This is a genomic window from Lysinibacillus sp. NPDC056959, assembly GCF_042674095.1.
In the GTDB taxonomy this organism is placed as follows: Bacteria; Bacillota; Bacilli; order Bacillales_A; family Planococcaceae; genus Lysinibacillus; species Lysinibacillus zambalensis.
Genome location: NZ_JBHURE010000001.1, coordinates 380415 through 399424 on the forward strand (window position 1 = coordinate 380415; position 19010 = coordinate 399424).

Below are 19010 nucleotides of genomic sequence, written 5' to 3' on the forward strand. Positions count from 1 at the left end.
ACTCTTTTTATGTTACTAAATAAGCAGAATCTTTCGTGGACACATCCATTGTATCCACCTGATTAAATGAGTAAATGGGGAATTGTAAGTGGAAGCATGTCCCCTTTTGTAATTCACTACTCACACCTATTACACCTTCATGCTCTTCAATCACCTTTTTCACGAAAGCAAGGCCTAGTCCTGTCCCTGCTGATTTCGTCGTGTAAAAAGGCTGGAATAAGTTTTGAAGGGTAGCACTGTCCATGCCGACACCTTCGTCTTTAATCTGTAATTCAACAATTGCACAGTCAGCAGTCATTTCTACTGTGATCGTTCCACCATTATTCATGGATTCCATCGCATTTTTAATAAGATTCATGAATACTTGCTTTAAGCGATTCTCATTGCCACCAATGTATACTTGTGTTGAAGGAGAAATGTATTGAATCATAATATTTTTCATAAGCGCATCTGGAAGCATAAACTCAATCACTTGCTTCACAATGTTATTTAGCTCTAATAATTCTACTTTCATACTTGTTGGCTTGGACAATACTAAAAGCTCGGATAAAATTTGTTCCATCCGTTGGAGTTCACTATCGATGACAGATAAATACATACTGGACTCTTCATCAGCATTTAACTTTAATAATTCGGTAAAGCCCTTTAAAGAAGTTAATGGATTACGGATTTCATGGGCGATACTTGCGGCCATTTGACCGACAACATTTAAAGCTTGTTGATGTTCAACTTTATGTTGAAGTTGTTTCTTTTCTGTTTCATCATTAATGACTGTGACAATAATATTGTTGTATTCATCATAGATACTTGAAATTTCATAATAGCAAGGGGTAATAACTTGCGTTTCATCGACTACATGAATATTTGCATGCTTTTCACCCATCAGTTTAGAAAGGTATGAAGTAATTTGGCCTTTCTTAAGTGTAAAAGTATCAAAGATGTGCTGGTGTGCCTTATGAAGAAGCTGCGATTTTTCTATTTTTAAATACATCTCAGCATACTTATTTAGCCCAAGAATAATCCCGCTAGCGTCACTTATAATAACAGCGTACGGTAAGTGATCATAAGCATGGAAAGATTGTGATCTCTCTTGCTCTTGGCTAACATATAATTCATGAGCTATGTCATTATTTAATGTTGAAATTTGCGCAACGATTTCTTCTGTGTTCGGATCAAAAAAACATTTGAAAGACATCATTTCAAACTCATTACTAGCTGTTTGAATATTGAAGATTTCTTCTGATCTCAAATCACTTTGTAATTGTTTAACGAATTTTGCCCAATTTAAATTAGAGGACTCGTCCATTGTTAAATAACCTATATACGATGAATTGAGGTTAAACAGTTTAACAGCAGCCTCATTCATGTTTAAAATTTTACCTACTTTATTAAGAATAAGTGTTGGTGACGAAGTACTTGTCATAAGATTTCCAAAACATTGATTAATATCATTTTGCTTCAACTTTCTCACCGAACCTTTCAATAGAGTAAAAAACCCCTTAATCGAATTTTGAGCCTTTACTATACTTTATGACTGCACGATTCTATTATTACAAAATTTAGTAAATTTAAGTATTTAAAATTATTTCACGAACTGTTCACAAAATAAATAGGCAAAAAGGATTATATTGTTTGACAGCTACTTGACTGTTACAATTAGAAATTGAAAGGAAGATTATTTCATGAATACTATTTTAACTACTTTAAATGCAAAGTATATTCACACAAATTTAGCACTGCGTTATTTAAAAGGTGCTGCTTTACCAGAATTTAATCCGATCATTGCAGAATATACAATTAAAGATCCTGCTTTTAATATTGTATCAGATTTATTCCAAAAAAAACCTGATATCGTAGGATTTAGTTGCTATATTTGGAATATCGAAGAAACCATTCACGTCATCAAGATGTTAAAAACTGTCTGTCCAAATGTTAAAATTTTGCTCGGCGGACCTGAAGTTTCTTACGATTCGCACCATTGGTTACGTAGAATTGAAGAGGTTGATTTCATTGTTATGGGTGAAGGAGAAACTTCCTTTAAACAATTACTACGCCATTTGCATGGAGAAATAGCATTGGAGGATGTTCCAGGGATTTGCTACTTAGAGGATGGTAAAGTACGAATTCACGCACAAGCACCAAAAATTGATTTACGTGAATTGCCAAGTCCATTTCGTTTCGAGGAGGACCTCCCTCATCTAAGCAAACGAATCCAATATATTGAAACAAGTCGTGGCTGTCCATTTAGCTGTCAATTTTGTTTATCTTCTATTGAAGTAGGGGTTCGTTATTTTAACCGAGAAAAAATAAAAGAAGATATTCGATTCTTGATGGACAACGGTGCACGTACTATTAAATTTGTTGACCGTACATTTAATATAAGCCGCAGCTATGCGATGGAAATGTTCCAGTTTTTAATCGATGAACATAAGCCTGGGGTTGTATTCCAATTTGAAATTACCGCTGATATTATGCGTCCTGAGGTTATCCAGTTTTTAAATGATAACGCACCAAAAGGTCTTTTCCGTTTTGAAATCGGTGTTCAATCAACGAACGATTTAACAAATACTCTCGTGAAACGCCGTCAAAACTTTGAAAAACTAACACGTACAGTGACAATGGTCAAAGAAGGTGGAAAGATTGATCAGCATTTAGACTTAATCGCTGGTTTACCAGAGGAGGATTATGCAAGCTTCCGTCAAACCTTTAATGACGTTTTCGCAATGCGTCCAGAAGAATTACAGCTTGGATTCCTTAAGCTTCTGCGTGGTACAGGCCTTCGTCTAGAGGCTGAAAAATTTGGCTATACGTATGTAGACCAATCACCTTACGAGATTTTCTCTAATAATGTCTTAACATTTGATGATATTGTGCGCATTAAACATGCAGAGGACGTGCTTGAGAAATACTGGAACGATCACCGTATGGATCATACGATTGAATATTTAGTAACTGAAGTGTTTGAAACACCATTTGATTTCTTCCAAAACTTCGGTACTTATTGGGAAACTAAAGGTTGGTCGCGTATCGGACATCAGCTTGAGGATTTATTCCTTCGCTTATTAATGTTTTTAGAAACTGTTGAAGGTGCTGATTTAACTACCATTCAAAGCCTAATGCAACTAGATTATTTAATGGCTCAACAGTTCCAGCCGCGTAAATTATGGTGGAAGGAGCGTCCTACAGAGGAGCAACAAAAAGCACTTTATTCGGCATTACGTGAAAACCCTGCCATCGCAGGTGAGACATTTGCCAACTTCAATCTATCTGAAAAAGAGTTGTTTAAACATACGCTCATTATTCCGCATTACATTGATTACCAAAATTTTTCAAAAGGCAAAATTGTACAAAAAAATGGCTATCTTTTAACTTACTTCCGTCACGGTCAAGCTCCATATTTTGCAACAATCGACTCTTTATAATAAGAAACGCTAGTCCATGAAGAAAATTTAGGACTAGCGTTTTTTTCATACATTAAAAACTCTTAAATTTTTCAGCACCCTTTAAAAATAACCCATATAATTATATTTTTATTAAATCTATGGCAATTAAAAATGATAGCTTTATTACACTTAACAGATGTTCTTTCAAGTATTACTATTATCCTAAAAAAGTTTAGTTCGAAAATATCAAAGTATTGATAGCTATTTATTGGAAATATTACCTATTAAATAGTCATAATAACCAGGAAAAAACAATTTAAAATTTTTCGACAATTGTGTGTCAACGGCAATTCCTTGTCAATTACGCAATCTAAATCCCTCTTTATGAATAGATTTTCTACTAAGTTAACCTTTAAAATTCTCGTTCAATAAACTTATTGGCAACCGGAAAATAGTACGGAAATAAAAAAAGAGCTACATTAGCTCTTTTTTTAATTCAATCTTAGATATGGGGCTATTCAAGTATTGAATGGTCTAGTACTTACCCGATAATTACTCGTTCCTTAGGATAGTGATAACTTGATTTTTTTCCTCTACCACCACCACCAAGAGTGTAAAGGAAGGAGATTAAACCGACACGACCAACGAACATTAAAATCATAATAATAATTTTACCAAATGCAGATAAATCCGAGGTAATCCCTAAAGACATCCCACACGTTCCGAACGCTGATGTAATTTCAAAAATTATTTGAATCAGTGATGCGTGTGGCTCAGTAATGAGTAACATAATTGTCGCGACTAATACCATAAAGAATGCCAATAAAATAACAACAAACGAGCGGAATACATCGATTAAATGTATTTCACGTCCGAATACTTGAATATCCTCTCTTCCTCGTGAAAAGGTAATTAGGAATAGAATAGCCATGGCAAACGTTGTTGTACGTATCCCTCCACCAACTGAACTTGGCGAAGAACCAATAAACATTAAAAAGCTCATAAAAATATCTGTCGCTTCACTAAAGGTTGTGACATCGTACGTCGTCAGTCCAGCTGATCGTGTTGAAACAGAATGGAACATTGCAGAAAATAGCGCTTCATGCCAAGACATTCCCTTAAAGGAATGGAATGATTCAAGCAATAAAATAACGAGAGCCCCTACCACAAATAAAATTGCATATGTAGAAGTCGTTATTTTTGTAAATAAACTAAAGCGGAAATTTGCATGGCGATGAAGTAAAAACGATTTCACTTCAATTAATACTGGGAAGCCTATCGCGCCTAGCACAATTAATAACATCGTTATTATTTGTACAAAGTAATCGTTATGAAACGGTAATAAACTCATGCCCGTAATATCAAAACCACCATTTGTAGTAGCAGAAACGGAGGCAAAAACACCATGAATCAGCGCTTCTTCGAAAGTATCGAAATAGTTTGTAAAGTGCAACGTTAAAATAAACGCACCCATCACTTCAATACCGATTAAGATTTTCAATATTTCGCGAATTAATTGGACAACCCCTGACAAATTGTATTGATTATGGTCAATCATAATTAATTGACGCTCACGCATTCCTATTTTTTTCCCAACTAGTAACCACACAAAGGTACCAAGTGACATAATGCCAATTGCGCCAAGTTGTAAAATGACAAGTACCATCACGAGGCCAAATGTTGTGTAGCTTTCAGATATATCGAATGTTGTTAAACCCGTTACACTAACTGCACTTACAGCCGTAAACAAGCTATCTAATAATGAAACGTGTACACCTTCTTGATGAACGCCTGGTAGCCGTAGTAACAGGAAGGAAATCGCTATAGCAATAAAATAATAAGAGACAAGCACCTGAAAAGGTGTAACAAGTCTATTTTTTGATCTTTTCCAGGGCACGTTGACAACCCCTTCCTAATATGATGCCAAACTCGATAGATATTAGTATAGGAAAAATACTTAAAAAAAGAAAGAGGAATAGCTACGACTATCCCTCTAAATGATATTAAGCTTTATTTTTAAAACGAACTCCTACTAAATAACCTACTAATGCGATGCCCACTAGTACGATCCAGAAAGTTAACTCCCACACAGTTGAATGTGGAAATTCTGCAGGTAAAATACCCACCTTCTCATGTGACAAAGTCAACACAACAAGCTTCACGCCTACCCAACCTACAATTAAAAACGCAGCTGTTTCAAGTGAAGGGTAGTCATTTAATATTTTCACAAACCATTGTGCCGCAAATCGCATCATGATCACTCCGATAAACCCACCAAGTAACATGACAATAAATTGTCCACCATTGATGCCACCAATATCAAAGCTTCCTACCTTCGGTAAAGTGACCGCGATGGCAACTGCAGCAAGCATAGAATCAATAGCAAATGCAATATCCGCTGCCTCTACCTTAAGCACTGTCATCCAAAAACCAGAGCCCTTTTTCCTCGTTTCTTCACTAGATTCATCTTCTGAATTCTTTTTATGGCGCAAATCATATATATTTTTGGCGGACATGAATAATAAGTAAGCTGCTCCCAATGCTTGAATTTGCCAATAATTCACTAATACTGTAATGACAAATAGTGCTGCGAATCGGAAAATTAATGCACCGAATAATCCATAAAATAGTGCCTTTTTTTGTTGCTCATGTGGTAAATGCTTCACCATCACAGCCATTACTACTGCATTATCTGCTGCTAATAACCCTTCTAATACTACAAGTACAATAAGTACCCAACCGTATTGTAATACAATTGATTCCATTCATGTGCCTCCTCTAAAGCTCTGTATACCCAAATTAGTTTTCACTATACGAGTACAAAAGAAAAGACCTCTGCCCCTATTAAAAGGCAAAGGTCTCGCTAAGCAAATAATATCTGACAATTCATCAGTACCTCTCTATTACTAGTGGAATGAATTCCGCAAGCATAGAGTTAATCGCTTATCACACCCGATGGTAAAAACCATGTCCTGACGGATGTAATCCAGATACATCGCTCGTATCTGTTAGCTACTCCCCTTTGACAAAACGTCGAAGGTTCTTCTTCTGTTAACTCATTATAGCACTATCATATAGGAGTGGCAAAATTATTCTACCCTACTATCTAATAGAAGGCTCTGATTTCCGCTACGGGCTACTATTAGTTAAAATTGGCATACATTAGCAAAAAATAAACTAAAAATGCTTTTATCAATTAATAACAAACCTATATTTCCCAATAAACACATCTGTAGCCGATTGCATCAACCTCAATTAGTGTACTACTACTTGAAGTCACTTTATTTGAATTTGATAGCTTTTATCCTCTTTATGCGCTAAATAAAATTCAATCATTCTTGGCATAGTTTGTATAAAGTCGGGGCATGTAATATTACCTTTTTTCAAAATAGTCTCTGCTTCCAACGTATCGAATTTAGCATCCCAAGTTAAATAATCTAAAGTTTCTTGCTCAACACCTAGATTTTTCCGAAGAAGTGGGACTTGTAAAGATAGTCTTGCTAGTGTTAGCGGTAATCGCCCCTTAGGGTAATGGTTCGTTAATAATTTAACCATCGTCCGATACACTTCCTGCACCGGATGCGGATTTGGGTCCGTTAGATGTAATGTTTTCCCTTCAGCACATTTTTCATCAACTAGATAAGTCGAAGCCTTTATAATGTAATCCACTGGCACTACATTTATTGTTGATTTCGATTGACCAATGTACGGAATAAAAGGTAGGCATTTTAATTTATCTACCATATTTAAAAAGAAATACGGCCCATCGAATTTAATCGTTTCTCCTGTTTCGGAATGTCCACGTACGATACCAGGTCGAATAATTGTCAGTGGTATTTCTAATTTCAAATCCTTTACCAGATGCTCCGCTTCATATTTTGTTTCCTCATAATAGTTTTTAAATGCAGGCGGGCGAATTAATTCATTTTCTCTCAAAATACCTTCGCGTATTCCTGCGACATACGCTGTACTGAAATACATATAGCGTCTTACGTTTGGAAGTGTACGAACAAAATCATTGACCATAGTCGTACCATGCACATTTACCTTCCATGCGATATCGCGTGGTACGGCTAAATCATAAATGGCAGCCAGATGCCAGAGCACCTCTATTTGAGGTACAATTTCCTGTACAGCTTGGTCTTCTAGACCGAGATTCGGTAATGTAATATCTCCCTCTACAATACGAATAGAACAGTTAGGAAACTCCGCTAAAATATGTTCTCTTTCTAAATTTGCTTTTATTAACTCACCAGCTAAAACAATAGTGATGACTTCCTGTGATTGATTTTTTCGAAATAACTCTCGTATTAATTGACTTGAAATAAAACCCGGAAAGCCTGTAAAAAAATGCCTCCCCATCTCTCATCCCCCCTGAACTTACCGCATCTTCCTAGTTTTTTTATCCAATCAATTATACCTTGGCATAATTGCGTCCAGAATCGCCTTTGTTGCATAAAGGACTCCTTTCCGATTCCGTGACATCCGCCGGAGGCTTTAACTTCTTTTAGAAGAAGTTAAGCTGTACACGATCGGTACAATATATAGTGTCAATAAAGTTGATGTCACAAGCCCTCCGATTACGACAATTCCCATCGGTCTATTCATCTCTGTTCCTTCACCGATGCCAAGAGCAAGTGGTAGCAATCCTAAAATCGTTGTTAGTGCAGTCATTAAAATTGGTCGAAGTCGATCTTGTGTAGCAAGTATGATCGCATCATACGTCGCCAGTCCTCTAGCTTTTTGTTGATTAATGTAATCTACAAGGACAATTCCGTTATTCACGACAATTCCAACTAATATTAAGATGCCTATAACTGATGTCACACCAATTAGCGTGTTCGTAGCAAACATAGCAATAGCAACACCAATAATCATTAAAGGTACTGTGAACATGATAACAAATGGATATTTAAAAGATTCAAACTGTGCGGCCATCACGATATATACAAGTACGACCGCTAACGCAACTGCTAAAAGCATATCATTAATTGCACTATCATATAGCTCACGATCTCCACTAAAGACAACTTGAGTTTCAGTCGGCAAATCCGCTTTTTCCAATGCTTTGTCCACTTTAGCTGAGATGCCTCCTAGCGATTCTTTCGTTTTATATTCTACAAAAAATGCAACAGCAGCAGCCTGATCAGAACGTCTTATCGATACTGGCCCTTCTTGTACAGAAACAGTTGCAATGTCCTCTAGTTTTACAAATAAACCTGCAGGTGAACGTAGCTGCATCGATTTTAATGACTCGATACTATCATTAAACACTTGTCCAAAGCCTGTATAAACAGGCAATACAGCACCATCCTCTGCCATTAATTGCGTAGTTAGCTGACCCTTTGTCATTTGATTGACCGTCTGAGCAATTTGTGCAGGCACAAATCCGTAGTCCTTCGCCTTTTCACGGTCTACTTCGACTTGAATTTCTTTTACAGTGATATCTAAATCCGTAGATACCTTTGTGATAGCATTCACCTTTGATAGCTCCTGCTGCACTTTATCAACAGAGCTATGAAGTCTTCTCTCATCAGAATCTGTTAACCTAAACGTTAATGTATTTGGTGACGAACCTGTTGTCGTTGAGACATTGAAGTTGATTTCAACTTGCTCCCCTAGCTTTGCATGCAAATCTCCTTCAACCTCTTCTACAAATTCAAAAATCGAACGATCCCTATCTGCTAAAGGGACAAGCTTTACATATAGCTCAGCTTGGTTGGCACTTGTTTGTCCCCGAGCTTGTGCTTGTTGTGTACCACCGATTAAGCTAACATATACGTCAACATCTTTCTCCTGTTTCAAACGTTCCTCAATTTTCGCAACCACTTTTTCTGTTTCTGATACGGCTACCCCTTTTTCAAGATTTACACTTATGGATGCAAATCCTTCATCGGTTGGCGGTAAAAACTCTGTGCCAATTTTCATAAGTCCAAACAAGGCAAGTCCAAAACAGACAACTGTTGAGATTAGTACAAGCATACGGTGACGCAATACCCAAATAATTGATGTTTTGTAGCTCTTGTAAAAGGATGATTCATTTCGTTTTTCATAAACATTGATTGATTTCATTTTTAAAAGACGACTTGCAAGCATTGGGACAACCGTTAACGCAACGACTAAAGAAGCGATTAAGCTAAAGGAAATAGTTAAAGCAAATTCTGTGAAAATTTGCCCTATTAATCCTTTAATAAACATTACAGGAATGAATACTGCAATTGTTGTGAGCGTGGACGCCGTAATCGCAAGTGCCACTTCCTTTGTCCCTTCCTTAGCTGCTTCGATAGGATCCTTGCCAATTCCTAAATGTCGTTCAATGTTTTCTATAACAACGATAGCATTATCAACAAGCATACCGATGCCAAGTGCTAACGCACCTAATGTCATAATATTGAGTGAGAAATTGGCGAAAAACATTAAAACAAATGTAACAATAACCGAGTATGGAATCGCAATTCCAATAATAATAGGGCTTTTCACACTTCGTAGAAAGACAAATAACACGAACATTGCGAATAATCCACCTAAAAGTAAAGAAGTTCCGATATTGCTAATCGCTAAATCTACGTAATTACCTTGGTCCACTAGCACGTCTGCAACGATTCCTTCATATTGCTTCTTCGTCAATAATTCATTTAAAGCCTTTTTGAAAGCTTTGGATACTTCTGCCGTATTAGCGCCCGATTCCTGTAATACAGACATTAATACTGCAGGATGCTCATTTGCACGTGTCGTAGTTATAGATTTTTGCTCCGTGCGTTCAACAGTTGCTACTTCTCCAACTGTTAATGCTTTACCATCTAGAGGATTTACCGAAATGATTAATTCTGCAATGCTTTCAGGTGAATTTAATGTGCTTAAAATACGAGTTGTTAACATCTTTCCATCTGCTGTTAATACGGGTTCTCCAGGAAGAGAAACATTGTTCGATTGAATAATTTGAATAACATCTGCTTGAGTTAATCCTTTTTCAACTAACTTCGATTCATCTAAAGTTATTTGAACTTCTTCGACTAGCTTACCGGAAATATTTACACTCGCGACACCAGCAGTTCGACGAAGTTCCTTTTCCAAAGCTTCTGCCAGTAAACGCACATCTACATGGTCATTTTCCGCCCGTAGTGAAAGTTGTATGATAGGAAACTGAGATGGATCAAATTTTAAAAAGCTAGGTTTCTCAGCATCATTCGGTAAAGGGGTCATGTCGATGCGTTGTAAAATATCGAGCTGAGCATCTTCAATATTGGTTGACCAATCAAATTCGAGAACAATTAAATTGGATCCTTCTTGAGAGGTAGACTGTAGTTTTTTGATCCCTGGTAAGGTGGCAAGCGTTGTCTCTAAGGGCTTTGTTATTTTCTCATTAACCTCGGTCGGACTTGCACCAGGATAAGAGGTAACAACGATGCCAATTGGTGGACGTAACTCAGGAATAAGCGTAATAGGTATTTTTAATAATGAAACGCCACCTAAAATAATGACTAATATCATTGTAACTATAGTAAAAACAGGCCTTTTAATAGAAAAATTACTAATGTTCACTTCGCAAGCTCCTTTTCCATCTCTTCCCTTCTATAATACCCGAAAAGGCGAATATTTTATAAATTTAAAAACTCCTCCATGTATTATAGGTTTAATATATAGCACAACGTGAAAATTAGGAAATGCAATTTGATCAACTATGCCTCGGCATAATTGCGTCCGGAGGCTTTAACTTCTTTCAGCGGTGTTTGGATACCAGCTGAAAGAAGTTATAACGAATACCCTATTTAAGCTGATCTTCGTTCCGACTGGGCGACTCCTTGGGGATTAGCGATAGAGGAACGAAGGCTAAAACCATCACGTCCTGTGATAACGCCTTCGTGACCAACATCGTGTTGACCCGAGACCCCGGAGCGGCTCATCGGACGCCCCCAGGAAGCTCTGCTCTGCGCGAAAGCGAAGCGTCAGCGAATGTTTCATCTGTGCGAAAGCGTAGCGGCAGCAAATGTTTTATCTGCGCGAAAGCGTAGCGGCAGCAAATGTTTTATCTGCGCGAAAGCGAAGCGGCAGCGGCAAATGTTTTAACTGTGCGAAAGCGTAGCGGCAGCAACAAAGCGCCCAGTCGGAACGGAAATCAACCACACGTTACGGTGCCCAACCTTATATTTCCTAATATTGTATATATTCTACATATAGCTCTAATTTCCCTTGTAAAAAAACACGAATCGCAACATGCGATTCGTGTTAGTTTGTTCACTTTTGAAATGCCTAAAAATGATAAAAGCTCTACGCTATTGTTGATTGGAGTGGAAGGCTACTCGACTCCCGTGGGAAAGCGGGTAGACTGGAACGGAAATCAACCTGACAATTTTGCTTTTTATTATAAAAGGCTATACAATTTAATGTTTTCGTTTTTATCTGCAAACCAACGCATAGCAAATTCATTTTCAAATAAGAAAACAAGATTATCAAAACGGTCTTTTACAAGCATTGAACGACCTGAAGACATAGATTCTTTAACATCCTCTTCGTTTTCAATCCATCTTGCAATTTTCGAACCAATTGGCTCCATCTTCACTTCAACATTATATTCATTTTTCATACGATGCTCAAAAACTTCAAATTGTAATTGACCAACTGCTCCAAGAATAACTTCTTCTGTATGCAATGTTTTATAATATTGAATAGCGCCTTCTTGCACTAATTGTAAAATCCCTTTATGGAATTGCTTAGATTTCATAACATTTTTCGCAGTTACACGCACAAATAGCTCCGGAGTGAACTGTGGCAGTTTTTCAAATTGGAATGTCTTTTTACCACCTACGACTGTGTCGCCAATCTGATAAGTACCTGTGTCATATAAACCGATAATATCACCAGCTACTGCTTCATCTACTGTTTCACGGTCATCCGCTAGGAATTGTGTAGATTGTGTCACTTTGAATGATTTACCTGTACGAGATAAAGTCATGTTCATGCCACGCTCAAATTTACCCGATACGATACGCACAAAGGCAATACGGTCACGGTGTGCAGGGTTCATATTCGCTTGAATTTTGAAAATGAAGCCTGAAAACTCCTCATGCTCAACTGGATCAATAAATAATTCATTCTCAGTAATGCGAGGCTGTGGTGTCGGTGCAAATTGCAAATATGTTTCAAGGAATGTTTGTACACCGAAATTTGTTAATGCAGAACCAAAGAAAACAGGTGTTAATTCACCACGACGAATTTTTTCTTCTGAGTACTCATTACCCGCTTCGTCAAGCAACATAATGTCGTCCATTGCTTGTGAATAATAAGAAGTCACCTTCATCGGATGTTCAACTGCAAGTTCCCCATTTTCATCAATTGGCAAGAAACGTTCTTCTTCATCAGAACGGAATTGCTCGATACGTTTATTATAACGATCATAAATACCTAAAAACTCTTTACCCATACCAATCGGCCAGTTCATTGGGTAAGCGTTAATGCCCAATACCTCCTCAAGCTCTTCTATCAGCTCAAGTGGCTCCTTCCCTTGACGGTCAAGTTTATTAATAAACGTAAAAATTGGAATACCACGCATTTTACAAACTTTGAACAGCTTTAAAGTTTGTGCTTCAATACCTTTGGCAGCATCTACAACCATGACAGCACTATCCACCGCCATTAATGTACGATACGTATCCTCCGAGAAATCTTGGTGACCTGGAGTATCCAAAATATTGACACGTGATCCATTATAATCGAATTGCATAACTGAAGATGTTACAGAAATCCCACGTTGTTTTTCAATCTCCATCCAGTCAGATGTTGCAAACTTACCTGTTTTCTTCCCTTTTACCGTACCGGCATCACGAATCGCACCACCAAATAGTAAAAGCTTTTCTGTAATCGTCGTTTTCCCAGCATCAGGGTGACTGATAATGGCAAAAGTTCGACGTGATAATATATCTTTTTCTAAATTTGAATTCATCTCGTCATTCTCCTTTTTTCATACTTACTAATAATAAAAGAAGACTTGCCTTTCTTACAACCTTTTTACATGAATTCCCCAAAGAATACTTAGCTAGGTCCAATGTAGATAGTTCCTCAAACACTCCGATGAAGATCATTTTCTTTCCATACATTCACCTTCATGTTAACCCAAAAAGAAAACCCCTTAGACTAAAAGGGGTTTCAAAGTATGGTGAACTTATCGCATGACTACATGCATTTATTCACACTATCGTACACTCTAACATCCTAATTGGAGATCATATATTATACAAATTTTAATTGGCCAGCTTCTATTGCAATATCCGCATCACTATGTGGATATTTAGTATTCTCAATAATTTGATAATCTTCATGTCCTTTACCAGCAAAAATAATGATATCTCCTGGTTCAGCAACCTCAATCGCATGGCGCACGGCTTCAGCACGGTCGCCTATACATGCATAATTATCATGTAACATCCCTTTGGCAAGATCACCTGTAATACTATCGTATTCTTCATAGCGCGGGTCATCTGTCGTTAATATAACGTAATCAGCAGCTGATGCCTTTTCTGCCATTGTTGGACGTTTCGATTTATCACGATTGCCACCTGTGCCAACTAAGAAAATAAGTTTACCTTTTTTATATGGTTGAGCTGAAGAAATCGCCTTTTCAATTGCATCAGGCGTATGTGCATAATCAATAAACATCTGCACCGGTAAATCTGAGCAAACTTTCTCCATACGTCCCTTTACTGGTGGTATTTGCTCAACTTGCTCAATAATTGTTTCAATTGAATAACCACGTCCATAAAAAGCAACCATAGCTGCAAGTACATTGTATATATTAAATTCCCCAAGTAAATGCATTTTCACACGGTATATTCCTTCTGGCGTTTCAACGTCAAAAGAAGTCATGAAATCATGATACTCACAGTTAATAGCTCGGAAATCTGCTGTTTCATTTTTCAAACCATATGTCCATACTGGAAATGGTGTCATCGCTGCATAGCGTTCTGACCAAGCATCATCGGCATTTAATACGACAAATTTATTCTTTTCTAAGTCTTGTCCGAGTTGAGAGAATAATAAGCCTTTCGCATGGCCATATTCCTCCATCGTTCCATGGAAATCAAGATGATCATGTGTAAGATTTGTAAAAATAGCTACATCATATTCTACGCCAGCTAGACGTCCAAGTGCTAAACCATGTGAAGATACCTCCATAGTCATTAATCGGCAACCTTCCATTTTTGCACGGAATATCATTTGTTGTGTCGATAATGCATCGCTTGTAGTATTGGCTGATTCATATAAAATACCATTCAAATTAAAGCCGATTGTCCCTGATAGCGCGGATTTTTCGCCCATACCATGCATGATGTTTTGAATAATTCCTGTTACTGATGTTTTCCCATTTGTTCCTGTTACACCAATCATCGCCATATCCTTTGATGGATAGTCAAAAAACTTTGCAGCTAACAAGCCAACTGCTCGATCCGTATCTTTCACAATGACTTGCGCAATCGTTTCTTCTAATGGTAACTGTCGTTCTGTCACAACAATTGTTGCGCCACCTTCAACAGCTTTCTGTGCATAGTTATGACCATCTACCGTATAACCTTTAATACAAACAAACATACTATTTGGTTGCACACTACGTGAATCAATTACAATATCAGTTACTTGATCAGGTAGCACTCCAATTATTTTTTTCAAAGGTAATGCATTCAACAATTCCTCTGCATACATTTCATAGTCCTCCATTCAATCTCTACATTCATTTCATCATTTGTTGTTTATTCGACAATAAATGACAAGATGAGTCCCCCACAATCTATTGAATTTATTTTACTACTTATTCGCCCATAAAGAAAATGCTTGTTAGGACGTTTTTCCGATGAAAACGCTATCATTTTAATATATCTTTAATATTTCACTAAAATTTCGCTCATCACCATCGCGTGGTGTTGATTTCCATCCGGCTGAGCGTCTACTCGGAACATCGATGAGCTCTTTGAAGCAAGGCGCAGTTGTACCATCGAGCTAGTCAAAAGAGCATTATCAGTTGCTCTTAGCCTTCATTCCATTTCTGCGCTCTCTAAAAGTTTTCAACCCGTGCTTTCCCTCCAAACAGCTTATATATGGCTTAAATGCTCGAAATGTACTTACTTTATAAAAAAACCGACATTTATCGACAACTACATTTCCCCTAAAAAAAGTGAGGTGTCAAGAATCTTTAATGATTCGACACCTCCTTTTACTATTTCATTATAGTTCTCACAAGCTTAACCTTTTGTTTATAAGGGGGAAAGAGAACATTCGTCTCTAACTTAGAAGATTTTTTTAATATTGATTTGGGATGAGTAAAGTTTTCAAAACTTGCTTTCCCATGGTATGCTTTTACCCCCGATGACCCGACACCGCCAAATGGTAAATGTAAATTTCCAACATGTGTAATCGTATCATTTATACACCCGCCACCAAATGGTAGTTCCTCTAAAAAGTACTGAATAGCTTTCTCATGCTCGGAGAAAAAATACGCCGCTAAAGGTTTTGGTAACTGACGAATTTGGTGAATGGCTAGCGGTAAATCATCATACATCATCACAGGTAAAATTGGACCAAATAGTTCATCCTGCATCGAAGGACTTGACCATTTCACATATTCAATAATAGTAGGCTCCATATACAAATCATCACGATCTGTTCTACCACCAAATGTAATGGCATCACGTTCTTCTACAATAATTTGCTGTAGCCGATCAAATTGTCTTAGATTGACAATACGGCCGTAGTCAGGGCTTTTTATTGCGTTTTTACCATAGAAAGATCGAATAGTTGCTTTCAATATTTTCATAAATCGGTCATAGACTTCTTTATGGACAAGGATATAATCTGGTGCTACACAAGTTTGTCCGGTATTTGTGAATTTTCCCCATGCAATTCTTTTCGCGGCTACTTCTAAATTGGCTGTTTGATCGACAATTGCAGGACTTTTCCCGCCAAGTTCGAGAGCAATTGGTGTTAATCGTTCTGCCGCTGCCTTTGCAACAACTTTGCCGACTGCCACACTCCCTGTAAAAAATATATAGTCAAAGGACGCATGAATAAGCGCCGTCACTTCATCTTTCTCTCCTTCTACAACACGCACGTATGAAGGATTAAATGTTTCTTCAATTATTTTTTTAACGATTGCTGCTGTATGCACAGATGTTTCTGATGGTTTTACAATAGCCGTATTACCACCAACAATTGCCCCGATTAATGGCTCCATAACAAGTTGAAATGGATAATTGAAAGGACCAATGATTAATGTTACGCCAAATGGTTCTCTTACAATAAAACTTTTTCCCACCTGATATTGAATCGGTGTCTTTACAGCTTCAGGTTTCATCCACTCTTCAACATGCTTTACCATATAAGAAATACTATCTAATACAATGCCAATTTCTGTTGCATATGCCTCAAACTCACTCTTACGTAAATCTAAATATAGAGCATTCAAAATTTCTTTTTCATATTTTAAAATCGTTTTCTTCAGTTTTAGTAATTGCTCTTTTCGAAATTTTGTACTCTTCGTCGTTCGAGAAAAATAAAATTGACGTTGCTCTGTAATCATATTTTCTACATCTTGTGTCGTAAAATTCATCATAAAAGCACCCCTTTTTTAAAAATGGCATACATAGTTTTTTCATTTCGAAACAAACTATCTTTGTCTATACGATACAACATTGACAACCAAAATTCCTCTTTCTAAACGGGGGATGTGTAAAGAATATGTTAGAACTGTAGACGATTTTGTGACTTCGAGAAACTTACAACTACATATTGAAAATTTGAAACGGGGGCGTAGATGAATGACAATAACAACAGGAACTTGGTGGGAGTCCATTTTTTCTGGACCATTGGCGCACGGTATTAGTGAAGAAAAAATATTGCTATTACAAGATGAGGCTTTCTTATATCTCTCTACAGCACCGATTGAGAAAAAAGAAGAACTTGAAGCTAATTAAAAATAGCGCGTTATAGGAGGTGGTTATTTCCTATAATGCGCTATTTTGTACTTCATGTCTCATCACCAAAAGTTGTAGATGTCATTATGAATACAATGAAGATTTATCGGAACAAAATCTCATTTTATCGGAATATAAGGGCGACGCCTCAGTTTACCAATACCATTTGCTGTAATTGTTTTAATTCTACATCAAGTCGGTTAATTGCTTCTTCCTCGATGGCAAAGCTTCCATCTTCAAGCCGAATAATTTGTTTATCAACAATATAGACAGAATGTGCAATATTTGTAGCCCCTAATACAGCTAATATTGGCTTTAATGCATATTCTAATGCGAGTAAATGTCCAATAGAGCCACCTACAGCAATTGGTAAGATAATTTTTCCTTGCAATGCTTTTTGTGGCAGTAAGTCCAAATAAGTTTTAAGTATTCCTGAATATGAGGCTTTATAAATAGGCGTCAAAAGCACGATAATATCCGCTTCTTCAACTTGTTTATTTTCTGAAATGATGGCCTCACTTGCAAAATTAGCCGTAATTAAGTCCTCAGCTGGCAGTTCATGTACGTAATTTGTGTGTACTGCTATTCCTTCTACCTTTAAAGAATTTTCCACCTTATCATGAATAGCTGTCACGCGTGAATTTCTCGAATTACTGCCATTAATAATAACTGCTTTTATCAAATTAACCACTCCCCTTTACATAGTCCTTACGAAAATTGCAATGTTTTTTCATATTGACGTAATGTATCCCCTAAGTATTTGGCCACAGTTAACATGCCATATTTCCCCACAGCTTTTTCGGCTTCTGCATTATAGTTTGTATTGGTATTTACGTCATATGTAAAAATATTACCTTCTTCATCGATAATCGACTCAATCCCTGCGACTCTTACTTTATTTTTCCCTAAAAATTCTTCATATCGCCCTATAAACTCATCTGAAAAACTGTCTATAATTTGAAATTTTGATTTCTTAGTTGCTGTTTCACCTACTGGGCAAAACTGGTCCACTATTTGACAGCTATCAGCAGGACAAAGTTCAAATCCTTCTGATGTATCTACACGAACTGCATATAAAAATTTACCACCAACAAATTCACATCGCGTAATATAAGAATCTGGAGATTTTATATATTGTTGAATAAGCGTAATACCATCTATAGGTGACTCAAAAGTATCACTATTTACATATGCTTCTAGCGCTTCAACTGAATGAAATAGTTGTACCCCAAGTCCTTTTCCTGCTCGATTATGCTTCGTAATAAATGGTGTTGTACCAATTGTTCCTGCCGCTTCTATTAGCTGCGATTTACCAACTGTCGCTATCGTTTTAGGTGTTTGAATGCCAACAGCTTCAAGTGCACAATATTGATTGACCTTACTTACTTCTAATCTTAAGGCACGACTTCCATTAATAACTGGACGGCCATGATACTCTAGCCAGGCAAGCACTGCCTCCGTTAGTTCAGGTGCAAATTCATGCCCCCTCGTATGTGATGAAGCACTCATACGACTATAAAAAATTCCTTGTGGTGGCTCTTTTGATAGGTCAATCAATCCTTTCGCCAAATGCCAAACCTCATAGGGTAGGTTTAGTTCATCTAAACGGTTTGTTAAATGAATTGTCCACTCATCATTTTCATGAATAATATAAATTTTTGCAGTCATA

General features: G+C 37.1%; 12 protein-coding genes. 2 read left to right on the top strand and 10 right to left on the bottom strand.

The window, feature by feature from the left end; genetic code table 11:
- Positions 1-7: 7 nt before the first annotated feature.
- Positions 8-1483, bottom strand: a complete 1476-nt coding sequence (locus ACFTQ7_RS01775) for a PAS domain-containing sensor histidine kinase (protein ID WP_386826968.1) — start codon at positions 1481-1483, stop codon at positions 8-10.
- 199 nt (positions 1484-1682) lie between these two features.
- On the opposite strand from ACFTQ7_RS01775, the gene ACFTQ7_RS01780 reads away from it, so the two are divergent.
- The gene (locus tag ACFTQ7_RS01780) at positions 1683-3422 is read left to right on the top strand and encodes a B12-binding domain-containing radical SAM protein (RefSeq protein ID WP_386826969.1); all 1740 of its coding nucleotides are present in this window, start codon (positions 1683-1685) and stop codon (positions 3420-3422) included.
- A gap of 502 nt (positions 3423-3924) precedes the next feature.
- On the opposite strand, the gene ACFTQ7_RS01785 is transcribed toward ACFTQ7_RS01780, so the two are convergent.
- The 7 genes from ACFTQ7_RS01785 to ACFTQ7_RS01815 form a co-directional block, all read right to left on the bottom strand.
- Complete coding sequence (locus ACFTQ7_RS01785; protein ID WP_197142252.1) at positions 3925-5280, bottom strand: TrkH family potassium uptake protein; 1356 nt, start codon at positions 5278-5280, stop codon at positions 3925-3927.
- A gap of 106 nt (positions 5281-5386) precedes the next feature.
- Complete coding sequence (locus ACFTQ7_RS01790) at positions 5387-6148, bottom strand: TerC family protein (RefSeq protein WP_386826970.1); 762 nt, start codon at positions 6146-6148, stop codon at positions 5387-5389.
- A 511-nt stretch (positions 6149-6659) separates the two neighbouring features.
- The gene (locus tag ACFTQ7_RS01795; protein ID WP_386826971.1) at positions 6660-7745 is read right to left on the bottom strand and encodes an SDR family oxidoreductase; all 1086 of its coding nucleotides are present in this window, start codon (positions 7743-7745) and stop codon (positions 6660-6662) included.
- Between the two features lie 135 nt (positions 7746-7880).
- Complete coding sequence (locus tag ACFTQ7_RS01800; RefSeq protein ID WP_386826972.1) at positions 7881-10925, bottom strand: efflux RND transporter permease subunit; 3045 nt, start codon at positions 10923-10925, stop codon at positions 7881-7883.
- A gap of 820 nt (positions 10926-11745) precedes the next feature.
- Positions 11746-13323: a peptide chain release factor 3 gene (locus ACFTQ7_RS01805; protein ID WP_386826973.1), complete on the bottom strand. Its 1578-nt coding sequence runs from the start codon at positions 13321-13323 to the stop codon at positions 11746-11748.
- 287 nt (positions 13324-13610) lie between these two features.
- Positions 13611-15077 carry a UDP-N-acetylmuramoyl-L-alanyl-D-glutamate--2,6-diaminopimelate ligase gene (locus ACFTQ7_RS01810; RefSeq protein WP_386826974.1) on the bottom strand — a complete coding sequence of 489 codons (1467 nt, stop codon included), beginning with the start codon at positions 15075-15077 and terminating at the stop codon, positions 13611-13613.
- Positions 15078-15588: 511 nt separating this feature from the next.
- Complete coding sequence (locus ACFTQ7_RS01815) at positions 15589-16977, bottom strand: aldehyde dehydrogenase (protein ID WP_386827019.1); 1389 nt, start codon at positions 16975-16977, stop codon at positions 15589-15591.
- A gap of 208 nt (positions 16978-17185) precedes the next feature.
- Between ACFTQ7_RS01815 and ACFTQ7_RS01820 the strand changes: the two genes are divergently transcribed.
- Positions 17186-17341 carry a hypothetical protein gene (locus ACFTQ7_RS01820; RefSeq protein ID WP_386826975.1) on the top strand — a complete coding sequence of 52 codons (156 nt, stop codon included), beginning with the start codon at positions 17186-17188 and terminating at the stop codon, positions 17339-17341.
- Between the two features lie 148 nt (positions 17342-17489).
- Here the strand turns inward: ACFTQ7_RS01820 and ssuE are convergent, their stop codons facing one another.
- Both ssuE and ACFTQ7_RS01830 read right to left on the bottom strand, forming a co-directional pair.
- Positions 17490-18023 carry an NADPH-dependent FMN reductase gene (gene ssuE / locus ACFTQ7_RS01825; protein ID WP_386826976.1) on the bottom strand — a complete coding sequence of 178 codons (534 nt, stop codon included), beginning with the start codon at positions 18021-18023 and terminating at the stop codon, positions 17490-17492.
- A 26-nt stretch (positions 18024-18049) separates the two neighbouring features.
- Complete coding sequence (locus tag ACFTQ7_RS01830; RefSeq protein ID WP_386826977.1) at positions 18050-19009, bottom strand: ATP-grasp domain-containing protein; 960 nt, start codon at positions 19007-19009, stop codon at positions 18050-18052.
- Between the last annotated feature and the right edge of the window lies 1 nt (position 19010).